Source organism: Streptococcus mobilis, from assembly GCF_059727625.1.
On sequence record NZ_AP041823.1, the window covers coordinates 86,214 to 105,369 of the forward strand.

The 19,156-nt window shown below is 40.8% G+C and carries 16 protein-coding genes and 1 pseudogene; 2 read left to right on the top strand and 15 right to left on the bottom strand.

The features are described from left to right. Positions 1-7: 7 nt before the first annotated feature. The 5 genes from AC6IZR_RS00495 to AC6IZR_RS00515 are packed head-to-tail and all read right to left on the bottom strand — an operon-like array spanning position 8 to position 4,433. Entirely contained in the window at positions 8-412 is a 405-nt protein-coding gene (locus AC6IZR_RS00495) for a PTS sugar transporter subunit IIA (protein ID WP_497848576.1), read from the bottom strand. An 11-nt stretch (positions 413-423) separates the two neighbouring features. After that, on the bottom strand, positions 424-1,245 hold the full coding sequence (locus AC6IZR_RS00500) for a PTS system mannose/fructose/sorbose family transporter subunit IID (protein ID WP_003015398.1): 822 nt from the start codon (positions 1,243-1,245) through the stop codon (positions 424-426). Further along, a complete protein-coding gene (locus tag AC6IZR_RS00505) occupies positions 1,232-2,146 on the bottom strand; it encodes a PTS mannose/fructose/sorbose/N-acetylgalactosamine transporter subunit IIC (RefSeq protein WP_156671591.1) in 915 nt (304 codons plus the stop codon). Before AC6IZR_RS00505 ends, AC6IZR_RS00500 begins: the two co-directional genes overlap by 14 nt. A gap of 26 nt (positions 2,147-2,172) precedes the next feature. Further along, complete coding sequence (locus tag AC6IZR_RS00510; protein ID WP_003009322.1) at positions 2,173-2,649, bottom strand: PTS sugar transporter subunit IIB; 477 nt, start codon at positions 2,647-2,649, stop codon at positions 2,173-2,175. Beyond that, positions 2,646-4,433, bottom strand: a complete 1,788-nt coding sequence (locus tag AC6IZR_RS00515; RefSeq protein ID WP_497848577.1) for a glycoside hydrolase family 35 protein — start codon at positions 4,431-4,433, stop codon at positions 2,646-2,648. The genes AC6IZR_RS00510 and AC6IZR_RS00515 overlap by 4 nt, the downstream gene beginning before the upstream one ends. A 132-nt stretch (positions 4,434-4,565) precedes the next feature. Between AC6IZR_RS00515 and AC6IZR_RS00520 the strand changes: the two genes are divergently transcribed. Then, positions 4,566-5,282 carry a GntR family transcriptional regulator gene (locus AC6IZR_RS00520; RefSeq protein WP_014712626.1) on the top strand — a complete coding sequence of 239 codons (717 nt, stop codon included), beginning with the start codon at positions 4,566-4,568 and terminating at the stop codon, positions 5,280-5,282. 187 nt (positions 5,283-5,469) lie between these two features. On the opposite strand, the gene purB is transcribed toward AC6IZR_RS00520, so the two are convergent. The 9 genes and pseudogenes from purB to purD form a co-directional block, all read right to left on the bottom strand. After that, the gene (purB, locus tag AC6IZR_RS00525) at positions 5,470-6,768 is read right to left on the bottom strand and encodes an adenylosuccinate lyase (RefSeq protein ID WP_003009314.1); all 1,299 of its coding nucleotides are present in this window, start codon (positions 6,766-6,768) and stop codon (positions 5,470-5,472) included. 162 nt (positions 6,769-6,930) lie between these two features. Then, complete coding sequence (locus AC6IZR_RS00530; RefSeq protein WP_497848578.1) at positions 6,931-8,187, bottom strand: SNIPE associated domain-containing protein; 1,257 nt, start codon at positions 8,185-8,187, stop codon at positions 6,931-6,933. 13 nt (positions 8,188-8,200) lie between these two features. Further along, complete coding sequence (locus tag AC6IZR_RS00535; RefSeq protein ID WP_497848579.1) at positions 8,201-8,428, bottom strand: phosphoribosylaminoimidazole carboxylase; 228 nt, start codon at positions 8,426-8,428, stop codon at positions 8,201-8,203. Positions 8,429-8,551: 123 nt separating this feature from the next. Next, complete coding sequence (locus tag AC6IZR_RS00540; RefSeq protein ID WP_497848580.1) at positions 8,552-11,068, bottom strand: DEAD/DEAH box helicase; 2,517 nt, start codon at positions 11,066-11,068, stop codon at positions 8,552-8,554. 27 nt (positions 11,069-11,095) lie between these two features. After that, positions 11,096-11,758, bottom strand: a pseudogene (locus AC6IZR_RS00545) (ATP-grasp domain-containing protein); the annotation flags it as partial. A gap of 45 nt (positions 11,759-11,803) precedes the next feature. Continuing rightward, complete coding sequence (locus AC6IZR_RS00550) at positions 11,804-13,285, bottom strand: hypothetical protein (protein ID WP_497848581.1); 1,482 nt, start codon at positions 13,283-13,285, stop codon at positions 11,804-11,806. A 9-nt stretch (positions 13,286-13,294) separates the two neighbouring features. Continuing rightward, a complete protein-coding gene (purK, locus tag AC6IZR_RS00555; protein ID WP_497848582.1) occupies positions 13,295-14,368 on the bottom strand; it encodes a 5-(carboxyamino)imidazole ribonucleotide synthase in 1,074 nt (357 codons plus the stop codon). Next, positions 14,355-14,843 (bottom strand): 5-(carboxyamino)imidazole ribonucleotide mutase, encoded by a 489-nt coding sequence (purE, locus tag AC6IZR_RS00560; protein WP_497848583.1) that lies wholly within the window; start codon positions 14,841-14,843, stop codon positions 14,355-14,357. The genes purK and purE overlap by 14 nt, the downstream gene beginning before the upstream one ends. 194 nt (positions 14,844-15,037) lie before the next feature. Next, entirely contained in the window at positions 15,038-16,300 is a 1,263-nt protein-coding gene (purD, locus tag AC6IZR_RS00565) for a phosphoribosylamine--glycine ligase (RefSeq protein ID WP_497848584.1), read from the bottom strand. Positions 16,301-16,482: 182 nt separating this feature from the next. On the opposite strand from purD, the gene AC6IZR_RS00570 reads away from it, so the two are divergent. Next, positions 16,483-17,502, top strand: a complete 1,020-nt coding sequence (locus AC6IZR_RS00570; RefSeq protein WP_497848585.1) for a GBS Bsp-like repeat-containing protein — start codon at positions 16,483-16,485, stop codon at positions 17,500-17,502. 53 nt (positions 17,503-17,555) lie between these two features. Here AC6IZR_RS00570 and purH read toward each other — a convergent pair whose 3' ends face one another. Continuing rightward, complete coding sequence (purH, locus tag AC6IZR_RS00575) at positions 17,556-19,103, bottom strand: bifunctional phosphoribosylaminoimidazolecarboxamide formyltransferase/IMP cyclohydrolase (RefSeq protein ID WP_497848586.1); 1,548 nt, start codon at positions 19,101-19,103, stop codon at positions 17,556-17,558. Between the last annotated feature and the right edge of the window lie 53 nt (positions 19,104-19,156).

Consider the following 19,156-nt stretch of genomic DNA (forward strand, 5'->3'; position numbering starts at 1 on the left):
TACCAACCTACTCATCTTCATCATCATCAAGGTTTGACAAGAGGTCATTGACCTTGACAATACTTTCTTTTGCACGTTCAGGGTAGTCCCCTTCATTACCAGTCAGGCTGCTATTGATGAATTCGATGACCATCGGAAGATTCATCCCTGCGTATAAGTCAATCGCACGTCCTTCAAGGATCAAGCGGCTCACGGTGTTGCAAGGAGTTCCTCCCAAGAGATCGGCAAATACAATATAGTCTTCTAGACCTTGGACTGTTGCTTCAAATTTAGCAGTAAAGTCTTCTGGTCCTTCTTCTGGTAAGAGTGCAACCGTATGGATGAATTCTTGTGGTCCCATAATCATCTCTGTGCTAGCTTTGAGCTCTTCACAAAAGCGACCATGGCTGACCAATACTAACTCTTTTGCCATACCTTACTCCATTATTGCATGCCGAAGCAGAAATGACCAAAGGCAGAAAAGGCAATCGCTGCGACGATAATCAACAAGATGGCTTTAGTTGAGTTCATTCCTTTACGTCCAAGCAACCAGTAAATCACACCTGTGATAATAGCTGGAACCAAGCGTGGGAAGATCAAATTGAGCATGTCTTGAATATCGATGGCTTTGTCCCCGATGTGTGGCATCCAGGTTACATCCACATTGATCATGGTTGCAATCAAGGCACCGACCATGAAGATACCAAGTACAGAAGCTGCTTCGATCAAAGCTGTCAAGGTACTTTGCATGTTGTTAATCAAGTTGGTACCTTCTTTATAAGCAAATTCCAACTGTTTCCAACGGAAGATATCATACGCAACTGCTACAGCAATCCAAAGGAAGATCCCCCATGGTTGACCTTGTGACGCGATGGTTGCTGCAATAGATCCCATAATAGCCGGAACCAAAGATCCAAAGATAGAGTCTCCAAGAGGGGCAAATGGTCCCATGAGACCTGTCTTGATCCCGTTAACCGCATCTTTAGAGTTGACACCATCTTTTTCTTCCAAAGCCAAATCAAAACCAGTGATAATGGTGTGGAAGAATGGAGAAGTATTGAAGAATTGCGTATGCAATTTCATCATTTCTTTCAATTCAGGTGTGCCGTCTCCATACATTTTCCGCAATTGTGGAAGAAGCATGTAAAGGTAACCAGAAGCCTGCATCCGTTCGTAGTTCCAACCCAATTGGAAGGTGAAGAGGCTACGTTTGTTGATTTGTTTAAAATCCTCTTTAGTGAGTTTGTAGTTCTTAGAATTCGTCATCTTCAATTTCCCCGCTTTCTACATTGCTTGCTGGAGCAGCTACAACTGTACGTTGGCTGTTTTTAAAGTGTTGCACTGCAAGGAAGATACCGATGATGGCAACCCCGATCATAGATACAGATTTGAAGTTGTTTGCGAAGGCAACCATTTGTTCTTTTGGAAGTTTTGCAAAAGCATCTGTTCCAAGCATAGCAGAAATTGCAGCACCAACACTTTGAACATTGCTGTAAAGCACTGTCAACATCGCTGTCAAGCCAAAACCAAGGGCAAGATAGTGAAGGTGACGTTTCACAGGCAAGTAGTGAAGCAAGATTGCAAAACCAAGACCAGGGAGCATGCGACCTGCAAGTGTCAAGCCGTTTGCAAACCATTGATATTTTGCAACAAAGTCAACAACAGATTGGACAAAAGCACCACCAAAGGCAAGAGCCAAGAAGACTGGAAGGGCACGAGAGAGAGCCCAAGGAACCGCACCAAGAAGGTAGTTGCGTTCAATTCCTTTATAATCAAAGCGTTCGATTGCCGCATCAATACGGTGTGCAAAGGCAGTAGTACTCATACGGCCAAGGATATCTGCATAAGTCAAGAGAGCAGCTACGGGAACGGCAATAGTTGAAATCGCAATTTCTGGTTTAATGCCTTGCGCTACTGAGAAGGCAGTTGCAAGAACGGCACCAGATGTTGCGTCAATACGAGAAGCTCCACCAAAAGTACCAACACCGAGTACTGTCAATTGAAGAGAAGCTCCGATAAAGAGACCTGTTCCTAAATCCCCCATAACAAGTCCTGTAATGAAACCAGCAAAGACTGGTGAGCCTGCTGATGAAACAATCGTCAACTCATCACAGATTTGATAAGCTGAGTACAAAGTAAGTAGTAAAATTTGCCACCATTGTATCATGACAATTTCCTCCTAAAAATTTTCTTTTACTTTAATAACTTCATAAAGTCTTCTGCAGTGTCGTTTGGCACCATCTGAGACGTAATTTTCACACCTTTTTCGTGGATCTTGTTGAAGTCTTCCACGTCCGCGTCCACCACATTGATCGAGCGGGTAATCGCGCGGGTCTCATCGGATTGAGACATATTGCCGACATTCAGCGTTTCAAGCTGAACGCCTGCTTCGATCAAACGAAGGAAACGATCTGGTTTGCGAGCTACGATAAAGAGTCGTTGGCTATCATATTTTCCAGCCAAGATATTTTCCGCAGCTTTTGCGACTGGCAAGATACTAAGCTTAACACCAGGTGGTGTCGCTAGTTTCAAGCCACTTTTTTCGATATCATTTTGAGCGACTTCATCATCGATCACCATGATACGTGAAACATTTAGTTTGGTAGTCCAAAGATTGGCTACCTGCCCGTGGATCAAACGTCCATCGATACGGCATCCTACAATAGTCATAAGTTTTCCCCCTTTACTTCTTTGAATGTAGGTTGTTGAACAAGCTGAAGTGTCTCTTGGTAACGCCCTTCTGTCTCAAAGACGATCAGGCTATTGGCTCCTTCTTTGAGGAAACCATGAGGCACATAAAGTGAAGTGGTCGGTCCGACCTCCCAGAAGCGGCCAAGGTTATGGCCATTGACAAAGACGACCCCCTTTCCAAATCCTGTCATATCTAGATAGGTATCAAGGGTGTGGTCCAGCTGAAAATCATATCGGTAAAAGGCTGGAGCACCTGCCTGCCATTCCTTTGAAAAATCGAGCTGACTGAGATCTTGTAAATCCAGTGGATACTGCTTCCAATGAAGGTGGAAATGCAAATCCACACAGACACCTGTACGAATGCCCTTGTGCTGGCTATCAGCTAAGAGCTTGTGCCCGTAGTTGACACGTCCCATATTCTCAAGCAAGATTTTTAAATTCGTAACCGCTTTCTTTTTTCCTTTGATAAAAAGATCTTCACCGATCTCTGTTTGGTATTGTGTTGCTACATGGCGATCATCTAGGTAAATTTGTACCCGATCCCGACCATCAATGATGCGCAATCTTTCTTCTTCCGCATCCAACTCAAGGTCTGTCTCATATAGTAGATAACCTGTGGTTTGCCCCAACTCTTCCATCTTTTCGGGATAAAGGCTGGTCTCAACCTGAGCCAGATTGTCCAGATTCCCAAAAAGACTAGTCTTGGCTGCCAATTGCAAGGTTTGTTCTGGCAAACACTCTTTGATGAGCGGTTCCTGCTGTGGGTATTCCGGATAATAGGCCGCCATCATTTTTTGAATAGCATAATACTTCTCTGTCGGATTGCCCTGCTCATTGAGCAAAGCCCCATAGTCGTAAGAAGTGACCTGTGGCAAATCGAGCGTTCCCCGAGCTGAGCACCCATTCATAAAGCCGAAATTGGTTCCGCCATGAAACATATAGAGATTAATGGAGCCAAGCTCCAAGACCTCATGTACAGCTTCTGCCAACTCCTCTGGCTCCCTTTGAATCACGGGTTCCTTCCAGCGGGTAAACCAGCCATCCCAGAATTCCATACACATCAAGGGCCATTTCTTGCCGTATTCGTCAAAGAATTCTTGCATCTGGCCAAAATTGTAAGCTGCTTTGGAGCCGAAGTTCCCTGTCACAAAGAGGTCATCTTCGATCAAGGTTCCTGCTCTTAGCGTCGCTCGCCATGGACCATCTGATGTAAAGAGGGGACAGGTCACACCTTTTTTCTTCATCAAATCCCGAATGGCACGCAGATAAGCTTTGTCCTCTCCATAAGAGCCATACTCATTTTCAACCTGCATCATGAGGATTGGACCACCCTGATCCACTTGGTAGCGCGTCAACAACCCAAGCAAGTGATCATAATAACGATCCACCGCTTCGATAAAGGCTGGGTCCGATGAGCGGATGCGCATATCTTCTTCCAAGAGCCAGGCTGGCAAGCCACCAAAATCCCATTCTGCACAAATAAAGGGCGATGGCCTTACAATCATGTAAAGTCCTAGGGACTGAGCTGTTTTGATGAAACGTTCTAGATCCAACCGACCACTAAAGTCAAACTGCCCCTTGTGGGGTTCATGCACATTCCATGGCACATAAGTCTCAACCGTGTTGAAACCCAAAGCCTTTAGATTAAACAAGGAATGATACCAGTCGGCAGGATCAATTCGAAAATAATGAATCGCTCCAGACAAAATCTTGAAAGGTTGACCTTTTAAATAGAAATCATCGCGAATTTCAAAAACATCCATAAACGCCTCCCTTTCTTGTATGTAATCACTTACATTTATTAATATAATAAATTATTTTAAAAATGTCAACACTTTTGTAAAAAATATGTTAAAATAAGGTTACATAAGAGAAATCTAAAGAGAGGTAGCACTATGGCAATTCCAAAGTACCAACACATCAAAGATGAATTGAAGCAACAAATTATCTCAGGAAAATTTGAAAATGGAGATAAATTTTATACGGAAGCTGAACTCATTAAAATTTATGATGTCAGCTCTATCACCGTTGTCCGTGCTTTGAACGACCTCGCTGCTGATGGTTACATTGTCCGCCAGCAAGGAAAAGGGACCTTTGTTTCTCGTGCTCGAAAACACAAACTGGTTGAGTTTTCAGATGTTGAAACTTTCCCCATCCAAAAAGCCAAAGTCAAAGTTCTCTCTATTAAACGCGGAAATACCTTGAACATCCTAGACAAACTAGGCCTCAATCCAACGCAATTCTACTATAAGATCGAACGGACTCGTCAAATAGAGGATGATACGTATATCTTCCACCAAACCTATATTCCTGAACAATACATCAATCCAAACTATCCAAATTTGGAATACTATAGCTCTATCTATGATCGCTTCAAAGAAGACTACCACATTCATATGAATGATGAGCACTTCGAAGAAGTCAACGAAATCGTCTTCCCTACACCTAGCAAGGTGGCCAAAGTATTAAAGATCGACGAAAATTTCCCAACGGTCAAACAAGTGAAGACGACCAAGCTAGAAGCGACTGGCCAAATCCTTGAATACACGGAAACCTATAAACGCGGAGACTACTACAAGATTAAATTCATCTCCTGTAGTCGCGATCACTAAGAACCAAAAAGACTGAGACACCTCGGTCTTTTTTTATAGGTTCAGTATAACACGTTGAAAGCGATTTTTAAAGCCCTCTATAAAAATATATATAATTAGTGATAGTTTGGCTATAAAAAGTTTAAAAAAGAAGCAGGTTCCTCTGCTTCTTTTCGTCTATTTTTCAAATTCCCGTTTTTCGTTGCGATTAGTCACCCAAACCAATGCGTTCGAAGATTTCATCCACCCGTTTAGTGTAGTAGGTAGGGTTGAAGATTTCGTCGATTTCTTCTTGAGTGAGACGAGATGTTACCTCTGGATCTGCTTCAAGAAGTGGTTTAAAGTCTACTTGGTTATCCCATGATTGGGCAGTCTTCGGTTGAACAAGGTCGTAAGCCTGCTCACGCGTCATACCTTTTTCAATCAAAGTCAGCATAGCACGTTGGCTGAAGATCAAACCAAATGTAGAGTTCATGTTGCGGATCATGTTTTCTGGGAAGACTGTCAAGTTCTTAACGATGTTTCCGAAACGATTGAGCATGTAGTCAATCAAGATAGTTGTGTCTGGTGCGATGATCCGCTCAGCTGATGAGTGAGAGATGTCCCGTTCATGCCAGAGTGACACATTTTCATAAGCTGTGACCATGTGACCACGGATCACACGTGCAAGACCTGTCATGTTTTCAGAACCGATTGGGTTACGTTTGTGAGGCATAGCTGAAGAACCTTTTTGACCTTTGGCAAAGAACTCTTCCACTTCACGTTGTTCAGATTTTTGAAGACCACGGATCTCAGTCGCCATACGCTCGATAGAAGTTGCGATGCTAGCAAGAACTGCAAAATACTCAGCGTGAAGGTCACGAGGAAGGACCTGTGTAGAGATTTCTTGAGCACGGATACCAAGTTTGTCGCAGACGTATTTTTCAACGAATGGTGGGATGTTGGCAAAGTTACCAACCGCACCAGAAATCTTACCAGCTTCCACACCAGCAGCCGCGTGCTCAAAACGCTCGATGTTCCGTTTCATTTCGCTGTACCAAGTGGCCAATTTAAGCCCAAAAGTTGTCGGCTCAGCGTGCACACCGTGGGTACGACCCATCATGATGGTGAACTTGTGTTCTTTCGCTTTGTCAGCAATGATGTTAAGGAAGTTTTCAAGGTCCTTGCGGATGATGTCGTTGGCTTGTTTGTAGAGGTAACCATAGGCAGTATCCACCACGTCAGTAGAAGTCAAACCATAGTGAACCCACTTGCGCTCTTCACCAAGCGTTTCAGAAACCGCACGTGTGAAAGCCACCACATCGTGACGAGTTTGCTGCTCGATTTCCAAAATACGGTCGATGTCAAAGTCCGCTTTTTCACGAATCAAAGCCACATCTTCCTTAGGGATTTCTCCCAACTCAGCCCATGCTTCATCAGCCAAGATTTCCACCTCAAGCCAAGCACGGTATTTATTTTCTTCAGTCCAAATGTTCGCCATTTCTGGGCGAGAGTAACGTTCAATCATAGTTTTTTTCCTTTCTGTTGATGTTCCACTTAAGTGGGGCGGACGTCAGCAGATTCCTCCGGAATCTCATGACTAAATCTTGAGCCTAGAGTCTCAAGATTTCCGCCGCTTCCGCTTTTCCCACGGGGTGAAACATCCGTTTAACGACTAAAAATAGTTTTGTTATAACTGTTTATCTTCAATAGCTTTGGTTTGCCTGTATTCAAAAGCTTCAGCATTTTCATTCAGCTCCACCGTTAATTCTTTATGGGATGCTAAAATACTTTTAATTTTATCAAAGGGAACCTTGAAATACTCTTTTCTTCCATTCACCTTATTTACTTTATAATTAGCAAGTTGATTGTGTAATTCTGTTTCCAGTGCAAATGCTTCCTCACTAAATATCAAAGCATGGACATCAAATTGAAATGGTACAGATGCACTGCTCAACTCCCTGATTCGTTCTAACGGCTCTAAACGGCGAGTTACTCCAATTTTATATACATCTTCACCAAAAGATCCTATGTTAGATATCACATACACATATCCTGCTGTTGCATGGCCTTCTCGGTAATCAATGTCTTCTTCAATTTCATCTAATTCAGATAGTTTATCTTGATATTCAGTCAATTGGCGTCTGAGTTCATCTACTTCATCATTTTTTGCTTCTTTTAGTAACTCTGTTACCTTAGCAACCATATTTTTAAAGTGATCTCTATCCTTTTCCAATTGCTTTCGTTTCGCTTTAATCTCAGCTTGAAGTTTTTTATCTTCTCGTTCCTTTTCCCGTTGTTCACGAAGCAACTCTTTTTCTTCTTGCTTCTGAAGCTCGTACTCAACAGCCAATTGAAATTCAAGCAATTTCAGTTGTAAATATTCTGGACTAATCTCTATACCATTACTAGCATAAATTTTGTTCAACTGATCAAACGAGCGTATAAGAGCGGTCTTCTTATTCTCAACATTAGCAGGCGTTGCTTTTACTAGTAAGGCATCTGCTTCCCCATTAAAACCTCGAATTGCCACCTTTTTTAATTTATTTTGAATCGCACGACCCTTTTTTTCACTGTTGTTAAAAGTGTAGGTCCAAATAGTCTTTGCAGCATTATCATTTTTAACAAGTTCTTTTTCCCTAAGTCTAAGATTTTCTAAAGCTTCTTTGTATTGAAGTGAATCAGTGAATTTATATTGCCGATTAAAAAAGCCAAATTCTTGTAAACCTAAGTCATCATTTGCTAAAGAAATTTCATAATTTAAACGATCAAGCTCACTCTGTTTATTTGCTAATTCTTCATTTAAAGAATATATTTCCTTAGCAGTTTGTATTTGTAATTTTAATTCATCTAAACTCTTTTTCTTTAATTCTATTTCTTGGTTTAATTTTTGAATTTTATTTTCTAGAACTTCATCTTTAGGCTTCCCAAAACTAAATATCCCCATATACTAAGTTCTCCTATTCAAATTCTTCTTTCCCAATCCAAACAGATGGATAATGATCCAGTGTATTCAAATCCGTATCTAACGGTAGATCATAGATGGCTAAATAGTTTTCAGGATATTGTATAACTAGCTCTTCATACTTAGCTTTCACTTTTTCATGATCACTACTAGCATACAAGACTTCGACGACTGCTCCAGTCTTCTCTTTTTCAACAAATGCGTTGACGATAAGTTGAATCATAGTAATTGATAAGGTTCATAGCTTCGTATTCAATTAAATGAATACGGAGTCCCCTGTTCCTTTCTTTTATATTGCCTTTATTTCTAGCTAGTATCCTATTTCTCTCCACTGTATAATCAAACTTTATTTAGCTTTGGTAAAGAAATGATGTTCAATTTGTCCAATATTAAGTTTTGTTTTGAAAAGATATTGCTGTAATTGTTCTTTAGTTAGACCATCGAAATTATCATTTAATAATTGCTTCAATTGTTCTATTCTATCTTTAAGCCTATTAAGTTTCTCTCTCGAAACAATATACATATTATCTGAAAACTGAACTTCTCTTTCTTTCTCTGACTTTGCATGAAATAAAATCAATTTTTGATGGTACATACCACCATAATTATTAGTGAACCACAATTCTGAATGAAGTAATTGTTCTACATCACCTTTATTAATATTATTAACTTCTCTATTTTTGCACTCTATAACAAATTGATAGTCTCTGGAAAGCCACAGATTATCTGGCCCTCCATCATCCTTTATCTTTTCTGGTCTAGTGGAATGTAAACCGAGTAATTTCCCTAAATCTTCAACTGCTTTTTCAAAATGTTCTGAAGATGCTTCATTATCATAACGTAATTTGCTTATTATATCATTTATAAATTTACTTAGTGAATATTTATCACTATGGTCTGTAATAAATCTAAATGATGCTTCTATTATATCTGGTGCTTTTAGCGCTTTTTGGTATCCTGAAGTTTCCGGTTTAAAAGCATAATCCCATTCTTCAAATGCTAGATTTTGTAAATTTTGAGAGTTTTGAATATCACTACTATAAAATCTAACCTCTGCTTCCTCTTGATAAATCCTACCAAGCTCGTTCCCAGATTTATTAGCTCGCAAAGCTTCCAACTTAGATATAGAATTAACAAAATCATGTCTTACATACTGCTTATAGGAATCGTACTCATTTTCAATATCAGAGATATCTGTATGTGCTAACTCCGACACATTCACTTCAGATAATTTATCTTTAGCATACTTTACCCAGCTTGGATTTCTACTCAAACAGTAGTTGATTGACTTCACAATTTCTTCTTTTGCAGCTTTAACATCTGAAATTACAAATCCAGAAACTAGTTCATTACTAATAGAAAGTTGGGCTTGAGTTGCTAAAGAAAAATATTTCATATTTGATTTCAGGCTAATAAAATCGATGAGCTTGTCTCCAAGCAACAAAACTACACTATAATCGCTATTTGATCGTACTGTTCTCCCTAGTCCTTGTTCAATTTTTTGAATGATTTTTAATTTCCAGTTGTTATCCTGGGAGGTAGTTGAAATAGCCTTATCTTTATTTGTAGAAAACTCAGGTAAACCATCCAAAATAAGAATATGTGATTGTTCTCCTGGAAAGTCTATTCCCTCATATCTATTTACTAATACTACTTGTTCCCTGTTACCAGATTCTATGCCGCTAAAGATATCTTCATAATTCGAATTATCAATTATCTTCGCACCTAGCTTCTCCCATTCTTGTGTTGCCGATGAATTTCGAGAAGGTACTATAACAACCAGTCCCATATTTTGTTTTTTACACTCAGCAATCATCCAACTTCTTATAATGCTATCAGTTATATCTTTATGATACTTAGTAGGTGCTAGTATCATTCTCTCGCCAACATCAATAACATAGCTGTTTGTCACAATAGGATTTTCAATTGCGCTTTGTTCAATCCCTAATTCTTCCCTCAAATCCTTTTCATTTATAGTGGCAGATAGAATATATCGATGTTTAGCATTGCTAAACGACGGTATTTGTTCGATAGGATTATATTTAGGTGTAATCTCAATTTGTGTTCCCGAAATATAACAACGAGAAAAATCTAATAAATTTTGTATCATACGATACTCAAAATCTGCACTTTCTTGTGAGAAATGGGTGCTTAGAATCTTTTTCACATCTCTAATTTTCGATAACCATTCCCAATATGGAACCTGAATACTCACGCTGGCGTCAGACCTTTGAATTGAATTGTATTTTCCATAACTTTGCCTTTCAATTTCTGCTTTGAATAATTCAAAAATTCCATTAAATGCTGGAGTATCATTTTTTATTATAATCGTCGAACTATTTCTAGCATAATCAACACAAGAGTGTGCATCATCTATCAGAACGCTACCTATTTTTATTATACTAGATGTATTAGTGAAATCTTTAACTCCAAAAATGGACTTCCCATTAAAAAGTTTAGAAAAAGTCGTAACTAATATTTTTTCAGCATTTTTAAACTCTATCGGAATACGATTATCGTCACCTATTTCACAAATATCCATTCCGTAGTGGCTTGCTTGCTTGACAGTCTGTTCTACAAGTTGCTTTGTTGGACATAAATATATTGCTGGCTCTTTCTCTTCAACTAACTTAGATTGAAGCATCAGCAAACCAACTAGCGTTTTACCGGCTCCTGTATGCATTACACCAACGATATCACGTTCAGATCGCCGTTCATTCCATTCTTTTAAGAAGTCTGCTTGGTTTGTTCGAAGATATCCAAAACCATCCTTTTTGTCTAAATAATTAAATATTTGAATTGGATCACTACTTACGACTATATCTGTATTTGTTCTATTAAAAATTAAATCATCAATTCCCATTATTATTCTCCCTTTACCTAAGAAAAGTTAAAGTTCCTCAACCTTATCAGGTTCACTACCAATCAAAGTCACATATCTCATCTTACGATTGTGCTTCGCTTCTAGTTTACCATATAAATGTAGGTAAATACTTGATTTTCTGTCATAATTTTTTCAGTAGCTTAGACCTGTTGCCCGAGAACATTGAGCATGACAGCAGGTAGATATCTGCGAGTAGTGCTCCGAGTATACCGAAGATATACATGTCAAGCTGTAAAAAGTGGCAGGTTTCGATTAAGTAGTAACCTGAATTACGCGGGTGTGGTGCAAGTTCATTGATAATTATGTCATCAGCTGTCTCAAACATCTTCACACATAGGGTACCTGAAAGGTTAAATTGTTCAGCAATCTTTACACCCATAGCTTTGATTTCGGCCTAAAGGTTTTCTGAAATGCGAGTTGGAACGATAGTTTTCGAAAGAATGTTGTGTGATGAATCCATTAAAGCAAAAACTTATTCCAAATCCAGTCCTGAACGAATGACTTTTTGACCATGGACGTTGTAACCACCTGTCACAATTTTAAGAACATAGTTTTTATAGAAATCAATACCTAACCAATTCTTGACTTCACAACCTTGTACGAAGCTCCCCTCACTAGAAACTTATTTGAGACGAAGTCCTTCTCAAGGATACGGTTTTTATAAATACGAGGACCCTTGTTCCTTCCTTTTCTATTTAATTTTTAAAAATCTACTTAATCTACTACATATGTCTCAAATAAATTTTCAATCTCATTAATTTTTAAGTTAAATGCTTCTTTTTTAAAAAGACAATATAAATAAGGTTTATTAGAAACGAACTTATTTGTGCAACTACTTGAAATAATCTCCCAATTAACTTTTTCAAAATCCATAAAAATTTGTATACCGTCATTACTTTTAATAATGTCCTTAACTTTAGCTGTTTTCAAACTTTTGAAATCATCTTTAATGTGCTGAGTATTGTACTTAGGTTTCAAATACGTTATCAATGCAATTTCAGCCAGATCAACATACTCTTTTGGTTCAATATTGTCATTCAATAATTCTTTTAGCTGCTTTGTAGCTTCTAATCCATATTGACTTATAAATAAATTTCCTTTTGGTCTCATAGAAAAAAATAGTAAAGCTACTTCTTTATTGGAAGGTACTGTTGATATTATTCTTTGAAGTTTTTCATGCCCTTCTCCTATCCTATCAAAAACATTTCGATTTCCGTCTTTCCCAAATGCCTGACCAATATAAAGATTTTCTAAAGAAAGTGTTTTAAAATCTTCATTTTCCATATAATCTAAGAATTCCTTATTTCCCAAAATATCCCAAAGACGAATATTTAACAATTCGAATTCTAATGAATCATTATTCTCTGATTTTTTTACAGTATAAATTCTATTATACACCTGTTCCAAATATATATTAACGTAGAAACTTCTTATTAACTCCTCTTTATTTTTTAGTAACACCTCTTCTTGACTTTGAATAAAAGAGCTAATGATTTTTTCTTGTATTTTAACATTGATATCTTTTTCATTAATTAACAATCTTAAAAATTCTGTTAGCAGGCTAATACCAAATTTCCCAGGCTTTGGGCAATGTTCCATATTCTCTACAATTGAATACATTGATTTAAACACTGATTCTATATCTTGCTTTCGTACATCTATATCATAATAAACATTGGAGAAACGATTAATAATGTGATTAACATCACTCCAATTTTCAATATTATTAATAATCTGAATAAATTTTATTCCACAAGCAAACCAACTTTCGCAAAGTAACTCTTTTACAGCGTATTCAACATCAAGTTTACCATTCATAGAAACAGTAAAATATTCTTTTAGAGCACCCGCGGCATAAATTACCAATTCTCTTTCTGAAGTTTCAACTCTCAAATCACTATCAACAATTTTTGATAATTCAAAAACATCTTTCTGGTAAATTTTATTTTTTAAAAGATATTCTCCAATATTCAATCTTGTATGAGTATTTTGAGTATTATTTTTTATCTCTAAAGTAGTATTTGAACCACTCAGCTTACCAAATTCATACTTATCTATTAAATTAAAGCTATATAAAAATAATGGCAATTTACCCGCTTCCCTAGATTGTAACTCATCGAAAAAGTCATAAAACTCACTTACAGTTATGAGTTTTGTTCCCATCATTATAACTTCTAAACATTTTATATTTTCCATAGCAATTCTCTAAAACTCTTCAACCTTATCTGGTTCATCACTAAACAAAGTCACATGTCCCATTTTGCGGTTGTGCTTTGCTTCTAGTTTACCATATAAGTGGAGGTGAGCGCTTGGATTTTCTGTCACATATGTTTCAGCAGCCTCGACGTGTTGGCCGAGAACATTGAGCATGACAGCCGATGCATGAAGGTTGATTGCTGGGAGTGGTGCTCCGAGAACACCCAAGATATGCGTGTCAAATTGTGAAAAGTCACAGGCTTCAATCGAGTAGTGACCTGAATTGTGTGGGCGTGGCGCAATTTCGTTGACAATGATGTCATCAGCTGTCGCAAACATTTCTACACAAAGTGTACCAGACAAGTTCAGTTGTTCTGCGATTCGCACTGCCATGGCTTTGGCTTTTTCAGCTAGACTTTCTGAAATGCGAGCTGGCACAATGGTTTTTGAAAGAATGTTGTTGCGGTGGATATTTTCCTGAACGGGAAAGACTGTCACATCCTTGCCGTTACCTGACACGATGACTGAAATCTCAAGATCAAAGTTGACGAACTCTTCTAAAACGCAGGCTGCTGAATCAGCTAACGCATAGGCTTCTTCCAAATCTGCTTCTGAACGAATGACCTTTTGACCATGGCCGTCGTAACCACCGGTCGCTGTCTTGAGGACATAGTTTTTCGACAGGTCGATAGCTGCCAAATCTTGGCTTGAGGTCACAACCTTGTAAGGGGCCACAGTGACTTGGGCCTTGTTGGAAAGAAAGTCCTTCTCAAAGATTCGATTTTGAGAAATGCGGAGTAGATCTGTTCCTTGTGGAAGCTGACCGTCTTTGATAACAGCGTCAAGGCCGTCAGCATCCACATTTTCAAATTCATAAGTGAGAACATCACAGCGATCTGCCAACTGACGAAGAGCCTCTACATCGTCGTAAGGGGCCACGATGATTTCCGCCACACGAGAGGCTGGGCAATCCGCTGCTGGGTCCAAGGCGATGACCTTGTGCCCCATGTAGATAGCTGAGATCGCCATCATCTGACCGAGCTGGCCACCACCGATGATCCCAATGATTTTAGTTGAGCTCATTTGTAGACTCCTCTGCAATTTTTCCTTGTTCTTCAGCGAAATCTGCTAACGCTGTCGCAATAGCCTGCTCCTCTACTGAAAGAAGACGGAGGGCAAAAAGGGCTGCGTTAGTCGCACCTGCTTCACCGATCGCCATGGTTGCGACTGGCACACCACCTGGCATCTGAACGATGGAATAAAGTGAATCCACACCGCTAAGGGCACGTGATTTGACGGGTACGCCAATAACTGGAAGGGTTGTTTTAGCAGCAACCATCCCTGGCAAGTGAGCTGCACCACCTGCACCCGCGATGATGACCTTGATGCCACGGCTACGTGCTTCTTCCGCATGTTTGAACATGAGGTCTGGTGTACGGTGTGCGGAAACAACTTTCTTTTCGTAAGCGACGCCGAAGTTGTCGAGGACTTCAGCAGCTTTTTGCATGGTTGCCCAGTCAGATTTTGAGCCCATGATAATGGAAATTACTGGTTTCATTTATTCTCCTTTTTTGATAATCGTCTATTGTAGTGCGGACGTAAGCGACCGCCTGTGGCGTTCCATTACTAAAACTGGAGCCTGAGTCTCCAGTTTTCCGCTCCTAGTAGCTCTGCTACTAGGAGTTCCACTACTGCGACGATTATCCTATACTAGCTCGCTTTCGCTCGCCTTTTACGACCTACGGTCGCTAATTATTTATTCGCCTTGCTACCGATATCTGTACGATAGAAGAGGCCTTCTGTGTTTTGTTTATTGAGTTCCTTGTAGATGATATTTTGGCCGTCTTTGACGGTGTCTGCTGTTGTTACTAGCATGTAAACACGTCCGCCGTTTGAAAGAAGGTCTTGACCATTTTCAGCAAATTTAGCTCCAGCATAGTAAGTGATGATTTCGCCCTCTGTCTTGGCTGGAAGCTTGACACCCTTCTCATAAGCGAGTGGGTAGCCGTTTGAGGCTACAACCACGCCCAATGTCACACCCTTGTCCGTCCAAGTGATGGCTGGCTCTTTGCCATCCAAAATGTCAGTGATGTTTTGTGCAAAGTCAGATGTCAAACGAGGCAAGATGATTTGCGTTTCAGGATCACCAAAACGAGCGTTAAATTCGATGACTTTAGGTCCGTCAGCTGTCAAGATTAGCCCCGCGTAAAGGACACCTAGGTACGGACGCCCTTCTTTGATCATGCCTTCAAGAACTGGCTTGACAATAGTGTCAACTGCTGTGTCAACCACGCTCTGTGGCAAGTGAGGAACTGGCGCATAGGCACCCATCCCACCAGTGTTCGGACCCTTGTCGCCATCATAGACACGTTTGTGGTCCTGAGCTGTTGGCATGATGTAGAACTTGTCCCCATTGACAAAGGCAAAGAGAGAGAACTCTTCCCCGTCAAGGAATTCCTCGATGACCACACGCGCACCTGAATCACCGAATTTATTGTCCAAAAGCATCTCGTGAGCAGCTTCGACGGCTTGCTCGACTGTCTCCGCAACGACGACACCTTTCCCAAGGGCCAAACCGTCTGCCTTGACGACGATTGGAGCTCCTTTTTCTTCGATGTAGGCCTTGGCTTCCTCGAAATCTGAAAAGGTTCCATAGGCTGCTGTCGGAACGTCGTATTTGACCATGATTTCCTTAGCAAAATCCTTAGACCACTCCAGCTCAGCCGCAGCCTTGGTCGGACCAAATGCTTTGAGTCCAGCTGCATTGAAATCATCCACGATACCAGCTGCAAGGGCATCATCTGGACCAATGAAGGTCCAAGCAACATCATTCGCTTTTGCGAAATCAATCAGCCTAGAATGTTCGGAAATTCCGATATTGATCAAATCCAGACCATCTAATCGCATCCCGTCATTACCAGGAGCCACGAAAACTTGCTCAACGTCTTTAGACTCCAACAATTTCTTGGCAATCGCATGCTCACGACCACCAGATCCAACAACCAAAAGTTTCATCTCGAACCTCTTTTGCGAATTATTTTATTAGATTATATCATAATCGTTCGTTTTATTCTAATGATTTCAGCAAAAGTCTCCTATTTTCAGTAGAATCCAAACATTTTTTGCTATTTTCTCCTATTTCTCATTTTTTTCCGAATAGTATAGGTGAGACCTACTAATTGACGAAAAGGAGTATTATGCAAACGATCAAAAAATTTTTTGTACTGACTTGTGCGACATGGGGCATGCAAGCCTCTATTGCCCATGCAGATCAAGCGACCAATGCTATCTATGCCGAAAAAGGGCAGCTGGTGATTCATCTTGGAAACGTCCCGGATAAGTATCAAAAGATCCAAGTTCCCATCTGGTCTGACCAAAATGGCCAAGATGACCTGATTTGGTATCCTGTAGAACGCAGTGACAAGGGATTTGACCTACAAGTGCCATTGACCAACCATTCTGATCAAGCCGGACTTTATCATGTCCATGTCTATGGAGTGGAGTCAAATGAACAGCTAACCGGCCTTTACCCTCTCACGACCAGCGTCCAGCAAAAAGACCTGGCTTCCTCCCAACCCAAGATTACGATCACACCCATCTCCTCACGAGAATATGAGGTAGACCTAAAGTTGTTCGAAGACGTTGACGAAATTGTCTTCCCCATCTGGTCTGAAGAAAATGGGCAGGATGATTTAATCTGGTATCCCGCAAAGAAGATCGCACCTAGACATTTCCAACTGCGCTTTCAAGCTCAAAAACACAAGGGAAGCGGGCTATTTCATCTCCACGTCTACCAGAAAAGCCAGGGACAACTAAAAGGACTATTCCCCACTAGCTTTCAAGTGGAAAAGGCAAAGCCAAGGCTCACTCCACTCGCGACACACCCGGGAAATACCTACCCCATTGGTGAGTGCACCTGGGGAGCCAAAGAATTAGCCCCTTGGGCCCACAACTGGTGGGGAAACGGTGGCAGGTGGGCAGCCAGTGCACGCGCTGCGGGATTCCGGACAGGAGACACTCCAGAGGTCGGTGCCATCGCCTGTTGGGATAATGGGGGATATGGCCATGTCGCCTTAGTTACAGACGTTGAACATGACCAAAAAATTCAGATCCAAGAGGCTAACTACAACGGCCATCGCTATATCGACAACTTCCGCGGTTGGTTCGATCCGACCAATCCCATCTGGGGGACCGTCACCTATATCTACCCAGATTAAGGTCTTCTTAACCAGCAAAAAAGGCACTCATCGTTGAACGAGTGCCTTTTTGATTAATGTCTAAAATGTCTCACACCTGTAAAGATCATGGTCAAGCCATATTTATCAGCCGCTTCGATTGACTCTTGGTCACGGACTGATCCACCCGGTTGGATGATTGCCTTGATACCTGCTTTGGCGATTTCTTCCACATTATCAGCAAACGGGAAGAAGGCATCTGAAGCAAGAACAGCACCGTCAAGACGGTCTTTAGCTTGGTCAATAGCAATACGAACTGAAGCCACACGGTTGGTTTGACCAGGGCCAACACCAAGTGTCATGTGGTCGTTCGTCACAATGATCCCATTTGATTTGACGTACTTGATAGCTTTCCAAGCAAACTCAAGAGCTGTCGCTTCTGTCTCAGTTGGTTGGCGTTTCGTAACCACTTGCCAGTCAGCTGGGCTTTCTTTGACCACGTCTTGGTTTTGAACGAGGAGACCACCAACAACACCAGTGTATTCTGCTTCCACTTCGCTAGCGTCTTGAGCGTCAAATGGCAACTCAAGGATCCGCAAGTTTTTCTTCTTGGTTGTCAAGATTTCAAGCGCTTCGTCTGTGTAGCTTGGTGCAATGATGATTTCAAGGAAGACACCGTGCATTTTTTGAGCTGTCGCAGCGTCAACTTCACGGTTGAGGACTACAATACCACCGAAGATGGATACTGGATCAGACTCATAAGCGTAATCCCAAGCAGTTTCGATGTCGTCAGCTTGACCGATCCCACATGGGTTCATGTGTTTCAAGGCCACAACTGTTGGACGGTCTTTGAAATCACGGATGATCCGGATAGCCGCATCAGCGTCACGGATATTGTTGAAGGACAATTCTTTCCCGTTCAACTGTTTCGCTGAAGCGATGGAGTAATCCGTTGGCAGAGCTTTTTGGTAGAAGTCTGCGTCTTGTTGAGGATTTTCACCGTAACGCATTGGTTGCTTAAGGTCATACGTCAAAGTGAGTTTTTCAGGTTTTTCTTCACCTACTTGAGCAGTGAAGTATTCTGCGATCAAAGCATCATAGGCTGCCGTATGGCGGAAGACTTTCGCTGCCAAACGTTGGCGAGTTTCGTAACTTGTTTCGCCATTGTCTGCCAATTCGTCAAGCACCACAGCATAGTCAGCAGGATCTACCACAACTGTTACGCTAGCATGGTTTTTAGCTGCTGATCGAAGCATTGATGGACCACCGATATCGATATTTTCAACTGCGTCAGCGTAAGTTACGTCTGGTTTGAGGATAGTTTCCTTGAATGGATAAAGGTTGACCACAACAAGGTCAATCAATTCGATATTATTGTCTTTAGCCGCTTGAAGGTGGCTATCGAGGTCACGACGAGCGAGGAGACCACCGTGGATATTTGGGTGGAGGGTCTTCACACGACCGTCCATCATTTCTGGGAAACCAGTCACATCATCGATAGCAATGGTGTCTACCCCAGCATTGTCAAGGGCAACTTTAGTCCCACCTGTTGAGATAATGTCCCAACCAAGTTTTTTAAGTTCTTGGGCAAATTCAACGATGCCCGCTTTGTCTGAAACACTAATTAGTGCGCGTTTAGTCATTTTCTTTCTTTTCCTTTTTTAAAAAAGTTCTTTATCTGCTACAGTCGAAAATG

Coding starts and splice junctions, on each gene's coding strand:
- AC6IZR_RS00550 (WP_497848581.1), bottom strand. CDS start 13,285: ATGGAAAATATAAAATGTTTAGAAGTTATAATGATGGGAACAAAACTC.
- AC6IZR_RS00510 (WP_003009322.1), bottom strand. CDS start 2,649: ATGACTATTGTAGGATGCCGTATCGATGGACGTTTGATCCACGGGCAG.
- AC6IZR_RS00540 (WP_497848580.1), bottom strand. CDS start 11,068: ATGGGAATTGATGATTTAATTTTTAATAGAACAAATACAGATATAGTC.
- purE (WP_497848583.1), bottom strand. CDS start 14,843: ATGAAACCAGTAATTTCCATTATCATGGGCTCAAAATCTGACTGGGCA.
- purK (WP_497848582.1), bottom strand. CDS start 14,368: ATGAGCTCAACTAAAATCATTGGGATCATCGGTGGTGGCCAGCTCGGT.
- AC6IZR_RS00570 (WP_497848585.1), top strand. CDS start 16,483: ATGCAAACGATCAAAAAATTTTTTGTACTGACTTGTGCGACATGGGGC.
- AC6IZR_RS00505 (WP_156671591.1), bottom strand. CDS start 2,146: ATGATACAATGGTGGCAAATTTTACTACTTACTTTGTACTCAGCTTAT.
- AC6IZR_RS00530 (WP_497848578.1), bottom strand. CDS start 8,187: ATGGGGATATTTAGTTTTGGGAAGCCTAAAGATGAAGTTCTAGAAAAT.
- AC6IZR_RS00520 (WP_014712626.1), top strand. CDS start 4,566: ATGGCAATTCCAAAGTACCAACACATCAAAGATGAATTGAAGCAACAA.
- AC6IZR_RS00535 (WP_497848579.1), bottom strand. CDS start 8,428: ATGATTCAACTTATCGTCAACGCATTTGTTGAAAAAGAGAAGACTGGA.
- AC6IZR_RS00500 (WP_003015398.1), bottom strand. CDS start 1,245: ATGACGAATTCTAAGAACTACAAACTCACTAAAGAGGATTTTAAACAA.
- purH (WP_497848586.1), bottom strand. CDS start 19,103: ATGACTAAACGCGCACTAATTAGTGTTTCAGACAAAGCGGGCATCGTT.
- AC6IZR_RS00515 (WP_497848577.1), bottom strand. CDS start 4,433: ATGGATGTTTTTGAAATTCGCGATGATTTCTATTTAAAAGGTCAACCT.
- purD (WP_497848584.1), bottom strand. CDS start 16,300: ATGAAACTTTTGGTTGTTGGATCTGGTGGTCGTGAGCATGCGATTGCC.
- AC6IZR_RS00495 (WP_497848576.1), bottom strand. CDS start 412: ATGGCAAAAGAGTTAGTATTGGTCAGCCATGGTCGCTTTTGTGAAGAG.
- purB (WP_003009314.1), bottom strand. CDS start 6,768: ATGATTGAACGTTACTCTCGCCCAGAAATGGCGAACATTTGGACTGAA.